The following is a 16,586-nucleotide window of genomic DNA, read 5'->3' as shown; positions in this document are numbered from 1 at the left end:
TTATGTTGAATTATTTCGAATCGATTAAAACGCAATTGAAAGCAACCGTTTCGCGCGCGCGCGCGAAGGCTTTGGCAGGAGATCCTAGATCGGCAATTACGCCGGTAGAATCACGTTTATTATTTTCAGCCGATACCACTTTGGGAATTGATACCTCCCAGAACGAATATTCTGATTTTAACAATGACTTATCTAAAACCGTAGCAGATGCTGATGTCGCTATTTTAGAGCTGAATAAAAGCGACGCTAATAATGATGTTGTTACCCGCCCAGAAATTCAGCGACAAACGGTTTCTGTGGCTATTACAAATCCGGGGATTATTTTTTCGGTTGATCGCAATACAAGCTTAACGGCGAACGACGGCAGTGTTGATGCGGCGAATCGTGATGAATTAGTGGCGGGACTTAATTCCGACGATGCGACACCTGATTTGGATTTCTTTGCGCGCTTTTTTGGTAGCGATACGTTTACCAATGGCAATATTAATATTGATGCCAGTCATGCGGTTGCGAGTGATTTAACCATTAGTATCAATGGCGAAAATCTGGCGTTGTTCTCCGGCGATCTGATTTTTTCGGTGGACGGACGCCATACTTTTACCAGCACCTCTGGAACTACGCTTTCGGTTGATGCCGACGATATTATTTTGTTCAGGCCTACGCTAATTAACAATAACGATGGCTCAACCAGTTTTGATTACAGCAGCGGTGAATTTTCGAGCCTTATTACTAACTTACCCGACAGCGTTTCTGCATTAACGCTCATCGAGCAAAACAGTAATTTTAACGGCGAACAACTCGCTAGCGGATCGCTGCTGGTGGCGTTCGATGACGATACGCAAATTTATCTCGCCAATTCGCAAAGCGACGGCAGTGTTATTACCCGAGCGTTAACTGACCTCAACATCAATGGCAGCGCCTTGGGAAATCGCGCCGGAATTGATGCTTTGGAATTTGTAGAAGTAGAAACCACCCTCGCCGGACAAACGTTTTCATCGTCCACAATTTTAGCGAGCTTTAATCAATCGGGTACTTTTGGTGATGCGCAAACCGAAACCAGCGACGTTATTCAATTCAGTGTTTCTGGCGCGGCGCAATTTCAAGGTATTGCGTTTACGGGTTCTGATTTAAATTTAGCAACTGCAACCGCGGATATAAATTCTTTAAGTCTGCTGGCCACCAATTTTGAATCTCAAAATGAAAACACAACACCGCAGGGTGACATTGTGTTGATTGGGGAGTTTTTGGAAGGTCAGGAAATCACCGCCGATACCAGCTCTGTTACCGACCCCGAAGGCCTAGGTACGTTTCGGTATCAGTGGCTGCGCGACGGCAGCTCAATTCCGGGCGCAACATCAGACACCTACACGTTAACGAATAATGATGTCGGCGCGCGTATTTCGGTTCAAATCAGTTATACCGATGGCGATCGCAATCGCGAATCTTTAATCAGTGCCGAGTCGGTTGCGGTCGTAAATGTAAATAGTGAACCTGTAGGTACGCCACGAATTAACGGCAACGCCGTGGAAGGCCAGAGTTTAATTGCCAACACTGGCGGTATTCGCGACGACGACGGTTTGGGTGAGTTCAGTTATCAATGGTTGCGCGACGGTGTTGCCATCGGTGGCGCGACCGATACCCAATACCTGTTAACCGGTGACGATGTCGGCAGTGCGATCAGCCTGCAAATTCAGTACGTAGATAATCAGGGCACGACCGAAACGCTACTCAGCAGCCAAACCGCCTTGGTGACGGCGGCCAACAACCAAGATATTGCCACGGCCAGCGTGTTAGGAAATACCATCGAAGAACAGACTTTAACGGCCGATGTTTTAGTGCAAGATGGTAATGGCCTGGCTTACACCCCCAGCGATTTGAGCTATCAATGGCTTAGAAACGGGTTGGCCATAGACGGTGCCAATGAATCCAGCTACTTCAGCGACGACCCAGATGTAGGTGCGCAACTGTCGGTGCAAATTAGCTTTACCAACAGTTTTGGCGTTGCTCAAAGTTTTATCAGTGATCAATCACAAACTATTACAGCCATTAATGATAATCCTGTTGGTCTACCAGAGATTATGGGAATCTTTGAGCAGGGCCAAGCTTTGGTTGCGAACATTAGCAACGTGACCGACAACGACGGGCTTGGCACTATCAACTATCAATGGTTACGAAACGGTGCCTTGATCAGCGGCGCTACCGAGCAAAACTATCAAACCACCCAAGACGACGTAGGTGCTGAGCTTTCGGTACAGATCAGTTACCAAGACCAGCAAGGCTTTGCCAATCAAATAGTCTCAGACACAACGCCAATAATCGCTAACCTTAACGATTCGCCCCAAGGTGAGGTGACTATTGATGGCACTGCTCACGAAGAACAAACTCTTACCGCCAACCTAAATGCAATCACCGATGCCGACGGTCTCGGGCAATTTAACTTTCAGTGGTATAGAAACGGCATCGCCATTACCGGGGCAACCCATCAAAGCTTCACCACCGACGATATCGACGTCGCCAGTCGTTTAAGTGTGGCCGTTACCTATACGGATTCCGGCGGCACTCTAGAGACGCTCTTCAGTCAAGACAGCCTTGAAATTACCTCGGTAAATGATCTCCCACAGGGTGGCGTATCAATCGCGACGGGCGCAGACCTTCAAGTGGGCAGCTTATTGAGCGCCGAAACCACATCACTCAACGACGCCGACGGTTTGGGACAGTTGAGTTTCCAGTGGTATCGCGATGGACAAGCCATCAGTGGCGCTACCTCTGCCAACTACCAGCTCAGCGTGGCAGACAGCAATACAACTCTGACCTTAGAAATTACCTATTTGGATAACCAAGGTACGGCAGAATCGGTGTTTAGCAACAACTCGGTGCTATTTGCCCCGAGCGTAGAAACCCCAACCGAACCCCCCACTGATCCCGAGGAAGTGCCGCCACCCGAGGTTATTGATCCACCTGAGGTGATTGATCCACCTGAGGTTGTTGATCCGCCTGTGGTGGTTGACCCGCCTGAGGTTATTGATCCACCTGAGATTATTGACCCGCCGATGGTGATTATCCCAGAACCGGAAACCATGCCAGACGTTACCGAACCAGCAGCCCCTGTTGATGTGCAAGTTGTGGTGCCGCCCACGGAAACACCTACGGCAACCACAACAACACCAACCACAACGACTGCCACGGGATCGGGAACCAACGGCGAAGATCAAGGCGAACCTGAAAACACCGGCTCGCAAAGCTCGGCAGAAAACACCAGCCAAGACAGCAGCTCGGCAAACTTTTCGCGCTTTACGCTCGATCCTATTGATGTTGGTAACGGCGTTTCTGTAGAAATTTTGGCTGGGGAGCGACTCACAGATTTTGCGTCTAGCTTTAGAGACGTTTCTTCCAGCGAAAACCAAATTGCTACGGCCAATAACGTTTTTACCCTTGCCAGCAATTCCAGTTTTCAAACGTCGGATTCGCTGTTCACGGGTTTCGATACCTTAATTGCTGACCTAACTCTTGTGATCAATCAAACAAATAGCGACGAATTTGAGCATTTACGTGCCAAATTCACCCAGGTCAACGTCGAAAGTGGTGTTCTCTGGCAAGCTGCTGCCAGCATCACCGCGGGCCTATCGGCAGGTTACGCCATTTGGTTGGCTCGCGGCGGACTGGTGTTTACCAGCGTCTTGACCTCCTTACCGGCATGGCGCTTCATAGATCCGCTACCGATTTTGACGCAGGGCTACTCGGGTCGTGATGATCAAGGCGAAAGCTTAGAGAGCTTGGTGAGTCATCAAACAACGCCAAAGAATACAACAAGCAGTGCAGATTGAGATTTAAGGCATGACCCTAAGCCGATGGCACAAACGCTATCACGTAAGTTTTAAAATATCCTTGGGACTGGCCAGCATTGTCTCTTGCGCGCTTATTTCGCTGGGTTTACTTGGATTATTGCCAGACTCAACCGAAGAGCGCTGGCTTGGCCGCTATCGAATGGCGGAAATTCTCGCCACCTCTAACGCCACGCTGGTAACTCGCAATGAAATCCAGCGCATGGAGCAAAGCTTAAAAACATCGGTGAACCGTTACGAAGACCTACTTACGGCAGCGATTCGATCCAAAAATGGCGAACTGTTGGTTGAGGTTGGTGCTCACAACCAGCAATGGCAGGGGCCGAACGATAAATCCAAGCGCAGCAGTTCTGACGGCAACTCGGTGACCAACTACTCCAATATCAAGCTTGGTGAATTGCAGGTTCCTATTTTTGCTAATGACGCTCTTTGGGGCTATCTCGAAATGCGTTTTGAACCGCAATCGAGCGCTTGGATTTCCTTCTTTGAACAGCCTGCCACTCGATTGATTATCATCACCACGGTGGTGTGTTTTGTACTGTTTATCTTCTATCTTCGCCGAGTGTTTAGAGATCTCGATCCCTCCCAAGCTATTCCAGAGCGCGTACAAACCGCACTTGATACGATTGCACAAGGGTTGCTGGTTTTAGATAACAAATACAACATTGTTCTGGCTAATCAAGCTTTTGCCACCATGGTTGGCAAACCAGCGGGAGAATTATTAGGTGTTGCCGCGTCGAGTTTTGACTGGCGCTCTATCGACAATGCTACGCTCAATAATCAGCGCCTGCCTTGGGCCAGAGTGATGCGCACCGGCAAAGTCTTAACCAATTTGCGCCTGCATTTGTGGTTAGATGACGGTCGCCAGCTCTCGTATCAAACCAACTGTTCACCGGTGTTCACCGGCGATAAAAATATCGGCGGCGTGTTGGTTAGTTTTGATGACATTACGCTACTCGAAAAACAAGAGCAGGAGTTGCAGGCATCCAAGCAACTGGCCGAGGCAGCCAACAAGGCGAAAAGTGACTTTCTGGCCAACATGAGCCATGAGATTCGCACACCGATGAATGCGATCATGGGGTTTACCGAACTCTTGCTGCGATCATTTTCTAGCCTCAAAGGCGGCACGCCTGATATCGACGTCAATCACTACCTACACACCATCTTGCGCTCCAGCGAGCACCTGCTGAACCTAATTAACGACATTCTTGATCTGTCCAAAGTGGAATCGGGTCATCTGGAGATTGAGTCTATTGATTGCGACGTTAATCAGGTAATCGCCGAGGTGTTGCAAATCATGTCGGTGCGGGCTAACGAAAAAGGTTTGAAGCTTAATTTTAAGGCGTTGACCGCCATGCCCGAGACCATTAAGTCTGACCCAGCTAGGCTGCGCCAGATTTTGACCAACCTCGTGGGCAATGCCATTAAGTTTACGCACCAAGGCAGTGTCAGTGTTGAGTCGAGCTGGCAAATTCGCGCTGGCAACCAAGGTCAGCTGCGCATTCGCGTGATCGACACCGGCATTGGTATGACCGAACAGCAAAGAGCAAATGTATTCGCACCCTTCGTGCAAGCAGACACGTCAATTACTCGCCAGTATGGCGGCACCGGGCTTGGCCTGAGCATTTGTCGACATCTCGCTCGCGCCTTTGGCGGCAACCTAGAGTGCACCAGCCAACAGGGCAAAGGCAGCTGTTTTGAGCTGCAAATGCCAGTGGCTCAGTTCAGCCAGAATTCGGTTACCGTTGAGAGACTGCAAGACAACGACCACCGTAACATCGAAAATACCGGCAGTTGGCATTTTTATCCGGCCACGGTCTTGGTTGTTGACGACGGTGATGAAAACCGCGAGCTTTTAGAAATTATTCTTAAAGACGTTGGTTTAACGGTGATATGTGCCGCCAACGGTTTAGAAGCCCTTCAACAAGTGAAACAGCACAATCCCGATCTCGTGCTTCTAGACGTACAAATGCCCGAAATGGACGGTTACACCGCCGTTCGCAAATTGCGACAAATGCATTGGAATCGTCCAGTCATTGCGCTTACCGCCCACGCCATGCGCGGCGTAGAGGCAAGCTGCAAACAGGCCGGCTATACCAGTTATATGTCAAAACCGGTCGCCTTCGATAAGCTAATTACAATCCTGCGTGAGTTTTTACCGGCTATCAAAGAATCCAACTCTGCACCTTCTTTATTGCCGCGACCTATGGCAACGGCCATTGCACCATCGCAATTTCCAAAACCGAAAATTTCAGCAAGTTCGGCGATTACATCAAAGCTTGCCGACGACCCTCGCTTTAGACCAATTATTGAACGCTGGTTAATTCGCTTTGATTCCCAGCTTGAAGATTTGCAGACGGCCATCGATCAAGGCGACCACAACAGCGTCGCCAACATTGCTCATTCGATTAAAGGTAGTGCTGGAACCGCCGGGTTCTCTGAGTTTTCGATCGTCGCCGATCATCTTGAGAAAATCGCACTGGCGAAAACAGCGCTAAGAGACTTAACTAATAGTTTGGAGCACTTCAAAGAATTGCGCTTAAGAGTACGTATTGTACCGGAGCTCAAATCGGTGAATGAGTAATAAATGAACTTTAGACTTAACTAAATTTAACGTGCGTCAATTAGTAAAAACGCAAACAATCGAGAAAACATAATAATAGACTGACCGTAGGAAAATACCGTGATGATGACCTGTCGAAATGGAAGGCGCCGCCCCAGTTACGGACAAAGAAGCACAGCAACATCATCATTTACAGGCTGTTTGGAGTGTTTACTGTATTGTCACGCCTTAGTTATTAAGCCGCTGGTATTGATGTAGTCGATATGCTGAGTAAGGCCCCAAAACTTATTAGCCCCGAGCTTCTTGATCAAATCAAAGAGTCTCACTTTATGTTGGTCGACGACGAACCACTCGTCACCGACTTTATTCAGCTGTACCTACAAGAAGCCGGCTATAACAACATCATATCGGTCGGTGATCCACGTCGCGCCCTAAAACTGATCGATACTTATCCCATCGACATTGTATTGCTCGATCTCAACATGCCTGGCTTGACCGGTTTTGAAGTTCTCAAAATATTGCGTAAAGAGCCGCGTTTTAAATATTTACCAATCATTGTTTTAAGCTCGTCGAGCGACGCACACACCAAGCTACAAACCTTACAGCTAGGTGCCACCGAATTCTTATCCAAGCCGGTTGATCCCAGTGAATTGATCTTGCGGGTACGCGGAGCCTTAACCGTTCACGCCTACCAACGACAACTGGCCCTCTACGACGCCTTAACATTCTTACCCAATCGCCAAAACTTCATCGAAAAGCTGTCGATGGAAATTAAAAGAAATGCCTTCGGTAATCGCGATTGTGAAACAGCGGTGATCAACATTCGCGTCGATCAATTCCGACGTGTCCACAACACCCTTGGTCCGCAAATCGCCGACGAATTGCTATCGACCATGGCGCGAACGCTTTCCGATTTTTTGCAGAAGGTGACCATCTGCAAAGGCAATCAGGCAAAAGAGCTGTGGAAAAGTCTGTCTAGGACCGGTGCCGATGAATTCTCGTTACTGCTAACGCAATCGGATAACAACACCGTTAAAGTGTTGGTAACCGGAATTCTCAAGCAGCTGTCGCGGAAGTATTTGATTGAAGGTCACGAGTTTTACGCCTGCGCATCGATTGGTATTGCCATACACCCGCATCAAGGCACCATGGCCGATCAGCTGATTAAGTGCGCAAGCTCAGCCTCGGCACAATCCCGTTCGCTGGGAGGTAATACTTTTGAGTTTTACTGCGAAGCCGTTGATTCTCACGATAAACGCAGGCTTCGTTTGGATGTAGCGCTTCGCACCGCCATAGAAAACCGCGAATTTCAGCTCAAATATCAGCCCAAAGTGGATCCAAAATCCGGTCAACCCATTGGTTGTGAGGCTCTGCTACGCTGGTATCCTAAAAATAACGAAGTTACCTCACCCAACCATTTTATTCCCATGGCCGAAGAGACCGGATTAATTGTGCCTATTGGGCGTTGGGTAATGCGCAAAGCTTGCAATCAGCTCGCACAATGGCATAAAAAAGGTTACACCAACCTCACTATGGCCATTAACGTTGCCGCCGCGCAGTTCAATGATGTTAATTTTGTCGATGACTTGGTCGCCGTCCAACAACTGAACCACTTGGATCTGAGCAAACTTACTGTTGAAATCACAGAAAGCACTTTGATTGGCGATATCGAATTGCTCATCAAAAAGCTCAATACGCTTAAGGAGCTCGGCGTATCGATTTCTATCGACGATTTCGGCACCGGTTACTCGTCGTTGAGCTATCTAAAGCGCTTTCCCATCGACGAGCTGAAAATCGATCGCTCATTTATTGTTGATATTCCTGCCGACACCGAAGATAACTCCATTGTTCAGGCCATCATATCCCTGGCACAAAACCTTCGCTTAAAGGTAGTGGCCGAAGGTGTTGAACGGTCGGAGCAATTGAAATTTCTCAACAATATTGGTTGTGACTGCATTCAGGGCTATTACTATTCTAAGCCTCTTTCTAGCGAAGAATTCGAACAGTATTTGCAAGCCAATTACGACCCTGATCATCCGTTATTGCCCCCCACGAAGCACTCTTTAGCCTAATAAGATCGTAAAATTCCTTTTCATTGACACCCAAATCACGACTGTAACGGTCGTAGGTCGGCAGAATGATCCTGACTTTCTTAAAGCAAATGGATTCATTTCGCAGAAAGTTTTCGAATTATTCACCTATTTAGATCAAACAGCGTATAAGAAATTGATAAAATTAAATTTCCATTACGCGATAAATTTTCACCACTACGTGGTTTGTGGGTATAATCGCCGCCCGTTTGAATTATTCGCACAAAGCTCATGAGGGAAAAATCGTGATTGCAGAAGTGACCCAGCCGTTAGTGAGAAATCTTATGACCTTAAAAAAAGCGACTTTCGCCATCGCCGCAGCCAGCTTAATGTTTGTTAGTTTTAGCCAAGCAGACGAAGTATCTGAAGGCGTTCAAAAGCGAATCGCCCCTGTGGGTGAGCTTTGCATGTCTGGTGAGCCTTGCGCAGCAGCACCTGCGGCGCCTGTGGCGTCAGGTCCACGCAGCGGTAAAGAAATCTACGATTCTAAATGTACCACTTGCCACGCAATTGGCGTGTCTGGTGCACCTAAGTTTGGTGAAGCAGGTGACTGGGGTCCGCGCGTTGCCAAAGGTTTAGATACTCTGTTCGATCACGCTTGGAACGGCTTTAACGCTATGCCGCAAAAAGGTTTGTGTTTAGATTGTTCTGAAGACGAAATTAAAGCTGGCATCGAGTACATGGTTGACAACAGCAAGTAATTTCTCTGTTACCGCTTTAGAATTACAAAACAACTAAAGCGGTGGCACCTTCGGGAGACGCTGATGAATTCCTTAATGAATTCATCAGCAAGTAGAAATCCACAATGCGATTTCCAATTTCTTCACAACTTCAATCACTTACCGTTCTGAAATAGGCGATACTTCCTAGCGTCGCAGGAAACTCTATCTTAATCCAGAAAACTCTAGGCTAATCAAAACTCTAGGCTAATCAGAGTTGCCTCTATACTTTCATAACGTTGTATTGATGAACGCTGTATTGGTCTTAGCAGTGCCGTTTATATTGATACTCGCTATTTATATTCATACTAATTAGACGCTCAATACAAACCGCACTTGTGCAGAAATTAAGACAGCGCCTCCAGCTCTTCGCTGACCTCCATCCACTGCTCTTCCAATGACGCCAATTGCTCACGGGCAGCACCCTGATCTTTTAGCATTTTTTGCAAGCGCTCAGCTGAATCAGCATCTTCGTATAAGCTGTTATCCGCCAGTATCACTTCAAGCTCACTTAATTTTGCTTGCAGCTTTTCAATGTCGCGCTCTAGCTTTTTAAGCTTTTGTGTTAACGGTTTTAACTGCTCGCGTTTAGCCGCAGATTTTTGTCGCTGCTCTTTACGATCTGCTTTATCAAGAGTTTGCACAACTTGAGATTGGGCAGGCGCGTCTTTTTCGGCTTTTTCGGCCTTTTTATTATCGCTTAACCATTTTTGGTAATCATTTAAACTGCCGTCAAAAGGTTCTGCACAACCGTCGTGAACCAATAAAAAGTCGTCAACGGTATTACGCAATAGATGCCGATCATGAGAAATCACAATTACAGCACCGGCGAAACCTTGCAGAGCAACGGTCAGCGCATGACGCACTTCCAAATCCAAATGGTTGGTTGGCTCGTCGAGCAACAAGAGATTGGGTTTTTGCCAAGCAACAATTGCGAGAGCTAAACGCGCCTTTTCACCACCAGAGAAATGTTCGATAGTTTCTAGCGCGCGATCACCAATAAAACCAAAGCTGCCTAAGAAATTGCGAATTTCTTGTTCGCGAGCCTTAGGCGAAATACGCTGTAAATGCAGTGCACAAGAAGCCTGCATATCCAACGCTTCTAATTGATGCTGGTTAAAATAGCCGATTTTTAGATGCTCGCCGCAGGTTCTCGATCCATTCAATAATGTTAATTCACCGGCGAGCGTTTTAATGAGCGTTGATTTACCAGCACCGTTTGCGCCTAATAAACCTAAGCGAGTATCAACGCTGATGGATAAATTAACATTTTTAATTAGGGCTTTGTCGCCGTAACCGAGATCTGCCTGCGAAAGACTTAATAAAGGCACAGACACTTTTTCAGAGCAGGCAATGGAGAAATGAAACGGTGAATCAATATGCGCCGGTGCGATTTCTTCCATGCGCTCCAATTCTTTTAAACGACTTTGCGCTTGCTTGGCTTTGGACGCCTTGGCGCGGAAACGACGAACGAAATCGACGATTTCGGCTTTTCGAGCTTGTTGTTTTTCAAAAGCTTGTTGTTGTTGCGAAAGGCGTTGTGCTTTTTGTCGTTCATAAGCACTGTAATTACCGCCATAACCAATTAATTTACACGCTTCGTAATTAACGATTTCGGTAACCACGTTATCGAGAAAATCGCGATCGTGAGAAATAATTAATAAGGTGCCGGTATAGGCTTGCAACCAACCTTCCAGCCAAACGGTGGTATCTAAATCTAAGTGGTTGGTCGGTTCATCCAGTAACAATAAATCCGATGGCGACATCAATGCCTGAGCCAGATTTAATCGTATGCGCCAACCACCGGAAAAATCACTGACCGGACGCGTGTAATCAGATGGACTAAAACCTAGACCGTCCAACAGTTTAGACGCTCGCTGCTCGGCCGTATAACCCTGCAACTCTTCAAACTCCGCGTAGAGTTTGGCCAGATGTTCGCCATCAACGCCGTCGTGATTGTTAATTTGTGTTTCAACCGCGCGCAGATGCCAGTCACCGTCGATCACATAATCTCTGGCGCCACGCTCACTGGCTTCGGTTTCTTGGGCCATATGAGCGATTTTCCAATCGCTAGGAATGAAACAGTTGCCTGCATCAACCTGTAATTGCCCAAGTAATAATTTAAATAAACTGGATTTACCACTACCATTAGCGCCAATAACGCCAATTTTGTGTCCCGGAAAAATACGTAAACTAGCACCTTCTAAAAGTTGCTTAGCACCGCGTTGTAAACTGATGGAATCTAATGTAATCATGGCGCGCATTCTACGCATCAGAGGCAAAACAGAGTAGTGAAATCTGATGACGTGTTAAAGGTAATTTCAGTGAATCATTCAAATCACTCAGCGCTGAATAATCCACTGTGGAAATTTTCGTGGCAATTTTATGCCCAACCGCAGGTTGCGGAGAAATGTTTGGCGCTACAAGATCAGCACCTTGTTAATGTTAATCTAATCTGTTGGCTTATTTGGTCAACGCTGCTCGATAAAACCTGTTCGCCAAGCGACTTACAACAGTGCACGCAGTTGATCACGCAATTTGATCAACAAGCCATAATGCTGCGCAAGATACGCATCCAACTAAAAACTGAGATAACGCAACCGATAACTCAACAAATATCCCCGCAACTGCCAGCGCATACCACAGATAATCTTGCTAAACGCTCGGTTTTAAGAGACATCGTCAAAAAACTGGAGCTACTGGCAGAGCAATATCAACAGCGATTGCTTTTTGAACAAACAAAAACATTCAATCAAACAAAAGCCACTTGCGATAGTAACGATATTGGTCAGCATAACCTGAAACAATTACTGCTTTTTTACCAATTACCAAGACCGGTACTTAAAACATTACAGGAGCTATTGGTAGCGGGACAACAGGTATTCGACGCCAACACGCATACGATTAATAGCTGAATTTAGCTTAGGGTATTTTCGGTTACCGTAAATTGCACGCAGCAATACATCATCGTATAAATTCCAACTTCAACTCTTAACGCAGCGACGCAATCTTAAACGGTAATAATAAGCGTCTAAAAAGATAACTATAAATAGTCGTATAAAAGCAGATGCTGATTGACCAAGGCTGGTCGGAAGTTTTTGGCAAATAATTTAGGCACACCCGTTAGAATTGTTAACAGAAACTTTGATTAACAGTAACTTTGATTAACAGAGTTTTCCGCAACACATGAATGTATTGCCGACCTCAACAGGAGAAGTGATTGGAATTATAAGGAAATCGGAAATCTTGGCGGAAGTAATCAGGAGCGTCTAAAGGTGTTTTTAACCAATAAAAAAAAACGAGGCATTAAGCCCCGTTTTAACGTCTCAAAAGAGATTGTTTATTTTTTAGGAGTGTCGAATAAACTTCTTACCACATTCGACGACGTATCCTCATCGGCGTCTTCTTCAACGTCTTGCGACTCGACTTCTTCGCCGACGGTGTCGTCTTCAGACTCGACGTTTTCTTCAGTGGATGACTCTTCTTCGTCAAACGCTGCTTCAACTGCATCTGCTGCGTCATTCGCGGCGGAGTCTTGTTCTTCTTCACTAACGACTGACGCTTGGGTTGAAGCTTCAACCTTTTCGGCTTCTTCTTTTTTTTTCCCAACCTCTTCTATTTCAGGGGTTGGGGTTGCAAATAAAGCGGTTTGACTTGGGGAGTCAGCCTCAGGCTCTACTTCAGCCTTCGGTTTGCGTCCGCGCTTTTTTGGCGTGGGTGCCTCCACATCTACAGTTTCAGTCACGGCCGCTTTTGGGCGTCCACGCTTTTTAGGCGCTTCTACTATTGCCGCTTCTGGTTCAGCCGCCGCTGCCGCTTTAGGACGACCGCGTTTTTTTGGCGCTTCGGCCTTTGCAGGCTCAGCCGCAGGCGCTGCAGCCTTAGGACGACCACGACGTTTTGGCGCAGCTTCTACAACTTCTTCGGTTGCAGCTGCTGCCGCTTTAGGACGGCCGCGCTTTTTAGGCGCTTCGGCTTTTGCAGGTGCTGCCGCAGGTGCAGTAGCCTTAGGACGACCACGACGTTTTGGCGCAGCTTCTACAACTTCTTCAGTTGCAACTGCTGCCGCTTTAGGACGACCACGTTTTTTCGCTGGTGCTGCCTTAGCCGTTGCCGCTTTTGGAGCAGCTGCTTTTGGTCTACCCGCTTTTGCTTTTGGTCTACCCGCTTTTTTCGCTGGCGCGGCTTTCTTTTCAGTAACGCCTAACTTTTTGGCTTGGGCGTCAATAGCAGCAGAAACGGCTTCTATTTGTTTAAGTTCGGCTTGTAAAGCAGCAATGCCTTCTTTTAATTCGGCCGCTTCTTCAGCCACCAAATCTAAATTAACTTTAGCCAATTCAACTTCAACGCTCGCTTTTTCAGCTCGTGCAATTTGAGCAGCAGTTTTGGCAGATTTAGCCGCCTTGTCTGCTTTCAACTGGGCCGCCACTAATTTTTTGTTAGCAGCAGTTACAGTTTTCTCTGCTTTTGCCAATGCCGTTTGCGCATCGGTAACTTTCTTTTGACGAGCTTTATTGAGATCTTCGCTGACCTTGGCAATTTGCTTTTCAAGATCCGCAATTGAAACCACGGTTTTCTTTCGGGCGGCCATGAGAGTGTCCTGTAAAAAATTAATGAATATTCTTATCTAAACAAAATTATAATAACTCTGTTTTTTCGAAAAATGTATGTTTTCTGCAAATTAAAATAAAAAAAATTCAATTATTTGACCGTTGCTTCACGATCAATTCCCAATTGAGTTTTTTTTGCTAATAATTTCATTTATCAAACCCAGCTTTGTAGACAGTTGCAAAGCCGTGTTTTCGAGATTTAACGCTTTATTCATACAACCTTAGTAGGGTTCAATTTTGTAAAACTATTTAGGTGCAAAGTAGGCGCAACGGATTTTTCCAAATCCTACCAAAACCCGTGTTGCTTTTGATGAACAACAGTAAATGTGCGCATTGATGGGTTAGGTTGCTTAGCCTTTTATTGAAGTTTTCTTGGATAATTTTCAGCGAATTCGTAATACATAGGGTGCACCGCGGGTTTTAGTTAGCACCCTGTAACATAATGCTGCTCAATAATGCCTCAAAAGTGCGCTTTAAAATCTAACCTTTACACAAGCTCACTCTGCGCTTGCTTTAGTTTATCAATACCGCCTTTGCTAATTAACACAAAGCCTGAGCAGCTTGAGGTCGCCTAATCGAATCTAGGTTATTAACAGTAGTTCTTTTTAACAAAAACCCGGTTAGGCTTCCCATAAATTTATCACTAATGTCGGTTTTCAATGTTTTTGTAATATTTTATTTATCAATTGCGAATAGATAACTGACAAACGTACTCTTTCATAGATAAATAATTCACGATAAACATCAATGGATATTCTTGAATATGACAATAACTGGCAAATTAGTCAGTGTGGTTACTGTCGTTAACGCTGACATTTTTATCACAAATTCTAAAAACGCTATTTAGATACTTTTCATAGTATTGATTTTTGAATACCAATTTCGAAAAAATCTGAGTTTTTGCCATTAAAAATTCACACAACTGAGAATCGGGGATATTCGATAATCAATCGCGCAACCCTTTTAGAGGCAATTTGGCATTTAATTGTGGGTATAAAACCGGTGTTTTAACATCTTAAGAACCGGTGATTCACTTACCAAGAATTATTCATTGGTCAGAAATTGAAAATACAATGCCCAATTTCTTCACAATTTCAATAACTTATCGCGCGAAAATTTGACGGCAAATGCTCTTTTGATAGAACTACTAACCCAACAAAGCACCCTTTAGAGAATTACCGAAGGCTAATTAGGAAGGAAATTTATCAAAATTCGAACTCTTGACAGTGAATATTCCATAAGACATTTCAAATTTTAGTCTTGCGGCGATAGAATCGACAGCCGTTTTTGGTTTTTACGGATATTTTTACTGAGCCGAGACTCGAATCTGATTAACAAAAACTGATCTTCGGTATTTTGTAAGCGCTTGCTAAGACCGTCAGTCAAACCACGACGCTTTTAAAAGATAAATAAACGAGTAATTAAGGGTATTAAACAATGAAATTGAAATTATTAGCCAGCGCTGTCGCAGGCTCGTTGTTGCTTGTGGCCTGTGCCGGTGAGAAAGCCGAGCCAGAAGCGGTAGCTAAGACTGCAGCAGTTGAAACCATGGAACAAAAAGTCAGCTACATTTTTGGCCTGAACATTGGCCGTCAATTTCAGCGTGACGACATTGTTTTAGACATTCCAGCACTCACTCAAGCACTTGAAGATTTGCAAGCCGATGCAGAACCTCGCTTAACCGATGAGCAAATGCAAGAAACCATGCAAGCTTTCCAACAAGTGATGATTGCTAAGCAACAAGCTGCTCAAGAAGCTGCCGCAGAAGCAGCGCGTGTCGCCGGTGAAGAAAACGCAAAAATTGGCGCTGAATTCCTAGCGGCAAACGGTGAGAAAGAAGGTGTTGTAACCACCGAATCGGGTCTTCAATACAAAGTTATTACCGAAGGCACCGGTGAAAAACCAGGACCAACCGACAAGGTTACCGTTCATTACCGCGGTACTTTGATTGATGGTACTGAATTCGACAGTTCATACAGCCGTAATGCTCCTGCCACCTTTGGTGTAAACCAAGTGATTCCTGGCTGGACCGAAGCATTACAATTAATGACTGAAGGTTCTAAGTGGGAATTGTACATCCCATCTGAACTTGCTTACGGCCCAGGTGGTACCGGCGGTGAGATCGGCCCAAATGCAACCTTAATTTTCGAAGTTGATTTGTTGACCGTTGGCGACAAGCCATTACCCGCTGAAACCGAAGAAGAAGCCAGCGAAGATTCTGAAGGTTAATACAGCTGTTGATTGCTTTGAAAATAGCGCCACAAAAAAGCCCGTTTAGACGGGCTTTTTAATGACTGCCAATAATTCATGACTTTAAACGGTACACTGCACTTTAAACGGCACACTATAAAAGGAGCAACATCATGAGCAATCTCTTTCAGATTACCCAGTGGGATGAATCACCCTACCTAGAAAACCCCGACGGATCGAAAAAAAGCTTGGCAAAGATTACCCAGCAATACCAAGGCGAAATCGAAGGCAGCAGCGAATTAACCTATTTAATGTCTTATCAATCTGCAGGCAGTGCGCTATTTGTTGGTTTTGAAGTGATTACCGGCACAATTAACGGCAAGTCCGGCAGCATTACCCTTCAACATACGGGAAAATTTGAAAAGGGTGTCGCAAGCAGTGAGTTTACCTTTGTTGCCAATTCGGGCACCGATGAGCTAAGTACGCTAACCGGCACGGGAACGTTTACTTCGGGTGAAGCGGGCCAAGCCAGTTACTCATTAAATTTAACCGAATAACATAGCTCGGTTCGT

At 45.8% G+C, this 16,586-nt stretch carries 10 protein-coding genes; 7 read left to right on the top strand and 3 right to left on the bottom strand.

Translation table 11 applies throughout. From position 1 onward, the window contains the following. Positions 1-2: 2 nt before the first annotated feature. From ACYQ28_RS17910 to ACYQ28_RS17895, 4 genes are all read left to right on the top strand, one after another. On the top strand, positions 3-3,824 hold the full coding sequence (locus tag ACYQ28_RS17910; protein ID WP_460052453.1) for a beta strand repeat-containing protein: 3,822 nt from the start codon (positions 3-5) through the stop codon (positions 3,822-3,824). Between the two features lie 10 nt (positions 3,825-3,834). Continuing rightward, the gene (locus ACYQ28_RS17905; RefSeq protein WP_460052452.1) at positions 3,835-6,426 is read left to right on the top strand and encodes an ATP-binding protein; all 2,592 of its coding nucleotides are present in this window, start codon (positions 3,835-3,837) and stop codon (positions 6,424-6,426) included. Between the two features lie 242 nt (positions 6,427-6,668). Continuing rightward, positions 6,669-8,477 (top strand): GGDEF/EAL domain-containing response regulator, encoded by a 1,809-nt coding sequence (locus ACYQ28_RS17900; RefSeq protein ID WP_460052450.1) that lies wholly within the window; start codon positions 6,669-6,671, stop codon positions 8,475-8,477. Between the two features lie 302 nt (positions 8,478-8,779). Continuing rightward, on the top strand, positions 8,780-9,196 hold the full coding sequence (locus ACYQ28_RS17895) for a c-type cytochrome (RefSeq protein ID WP_460052449.1): 417 nt from the start codon (positions 8,780-8,782) through the stop codon (positions 9,194-9,196). 365 nt (positions 9,197-9,561) lie between these two features. Here ACYQ28_RS17895 and ACYQ28_RS17890 read toward each other — a convergent pair whose 3' ends face one another. Next, entirely contained in the window at positions 9,562-11,469 is a 1,908-nt protein-coding gene (locus ACYQ28_RS17890) for an ATP-binding cassette domain-containing protein (protein WP_460052447.1), read from the bottom strand. A 69-nt stretch (positions 11,470-11,538) separates the two neighbouring features. Here ACYQ28_RS17890 and ACYQ28_RS17885 point away from each other — a divergent pair, with 69 nt between their 5' ends. Continuing rightward, positions 11,539-12,129, top strand: coding sequence for a TIGR02444 family protein (locus tag ACYQ28_RS17885; RefSeq protein ID WP_460052446.1), 591 nt, complete (start codon positions 11,539-11,541; stop codon positions 12,127-12,129). Positions 12,130-12,554: 425 nt separating this feature from the next. Here ACYQ28_RS17885 and ACYQ28_RS17880 read toward each other — a convergent pair whose 3' ends face one another. After that, a complete protein-coding gene (locus ACYQ28_RS17880; RefSeq protein ID WP_460052445.1) occupies positions 12,555-13,805 on the bottom strand; it encodes a hypothetical protein in 1,251 nt (416 codons plus the stop codon). Positions 13,806-15,078: 1,273 nt separating this feature from the next. After that, the gene (locus ACYQ28_RS17875) at positions 15,079-15,210 is read right to left on the bottom strand and encodes a hypothetical protein (RefSeq protein WP_460102407.1); all 132 of its coding nucleotides are present in this window, start codon (positions 15,208-15,210) and stop codon (positions 15,079-15,081) included. A 51-nt stretch (positions 15,211-15,261) separates the two neighbouring features. On the opposite strand from ACYQ28_RS17875, the gene ACYQ28_RS17870 reads away from it, so the two are divergent. Beyond that, entirely contained in the window at positions 15,262-16,053 is a 792-nt protein-coding gene (locus ACYQ28_RS17870) for an FKBP-type peptidyl-prolyl cis-trans isomerase (RefSeq protein ID WP_460052444.1), read from the top strand. A 134-nt stretch (positions 16,054-16,187) separates the two neighbouring features. Continuing rightward, positions 16,188-16,571, top strand: a complete 384-nt coding sequence (locus tag ACYQ28_RS17865) for a DUF3224 domain-containing protein (protein WP_460052442.1) — start codon at positions 16,188-16,190, stop codon at positions 16,569-16,571. Positions 16,572-16,586: the final 15 nt, after the last annotated feature.

The organism is Sessilibacter sp. MAH1 (genome assembly GCF_054658315.1).
Note: the sequence above shows the minus strand (reverse complement) of the source record. Positions and strands in the feature narration are given on the sequence as shown.

What these genes read in the sequence shown, in the direction of transcription:
- ACYQ28_RS17910 (WP_460052453.1), top strand. Translation starts at nt 3, where the DNA reads ATGTTGAATTATTTCGAATCGATTAAAACGCAATTGAAAGCAACCGTT.
- ACYQ28_RS17905 (WP_460052452.1), top strand. Translation starts at nt 3,835, where the DNA reads ATGACCCTAAGCCGATGGCACAAACGCTATCACGTAAGTTTTAAAATA.
- ACYQ28_RS17900 (WP_460052450.1), top strand. Translation starts at nt 6,669, where the DNA reads ATGCTGAGTAAGGCCCCAAAACTTATTAGCCCCGAGCTTCTTGATCAA.
- ACYQ28_RS17895 (WP_460052449.1), top strand. Translation starts at nt 8,780, where the DNA reads ATGACCTTAAAAAAAGCGACTTTCGCCATCGCCGCAGCCAGCTTAATG.
- ACYQ28_RS17890 (WP_460052447.1), bottom strand. Translation starts at nt 11,469, where the DNA reads ATGATTACATTAGATTCCATCAGTTTACAACGCGGTGCTAAGCAACTT.
- ACYQ28_RS17880 (WP_460052445.1), bottom strand. Translation starts at nt 13,805, where the DNA reads ATGGCCGCCCGAAAGAAAACCGTGGTTTCAATTGCGGATCTTGAAAAG.
- ACYQ28_RS17870 (WP_460052444.1), top strand. Translation starts at nt 15,262, where the DNA reads ATGAAATTGAAATTATTAGCCAGCGCTGTCGCAGGCTCGTTGTTGCTT.
- ACYQ28_RS17865 (WP_460052442.1), top strand. Translation starts at nt 16,188, where the DNA reads ATGAGCAATCTCTTTCAGATTACCCAGTGGGATGAATCACCCTACCTA.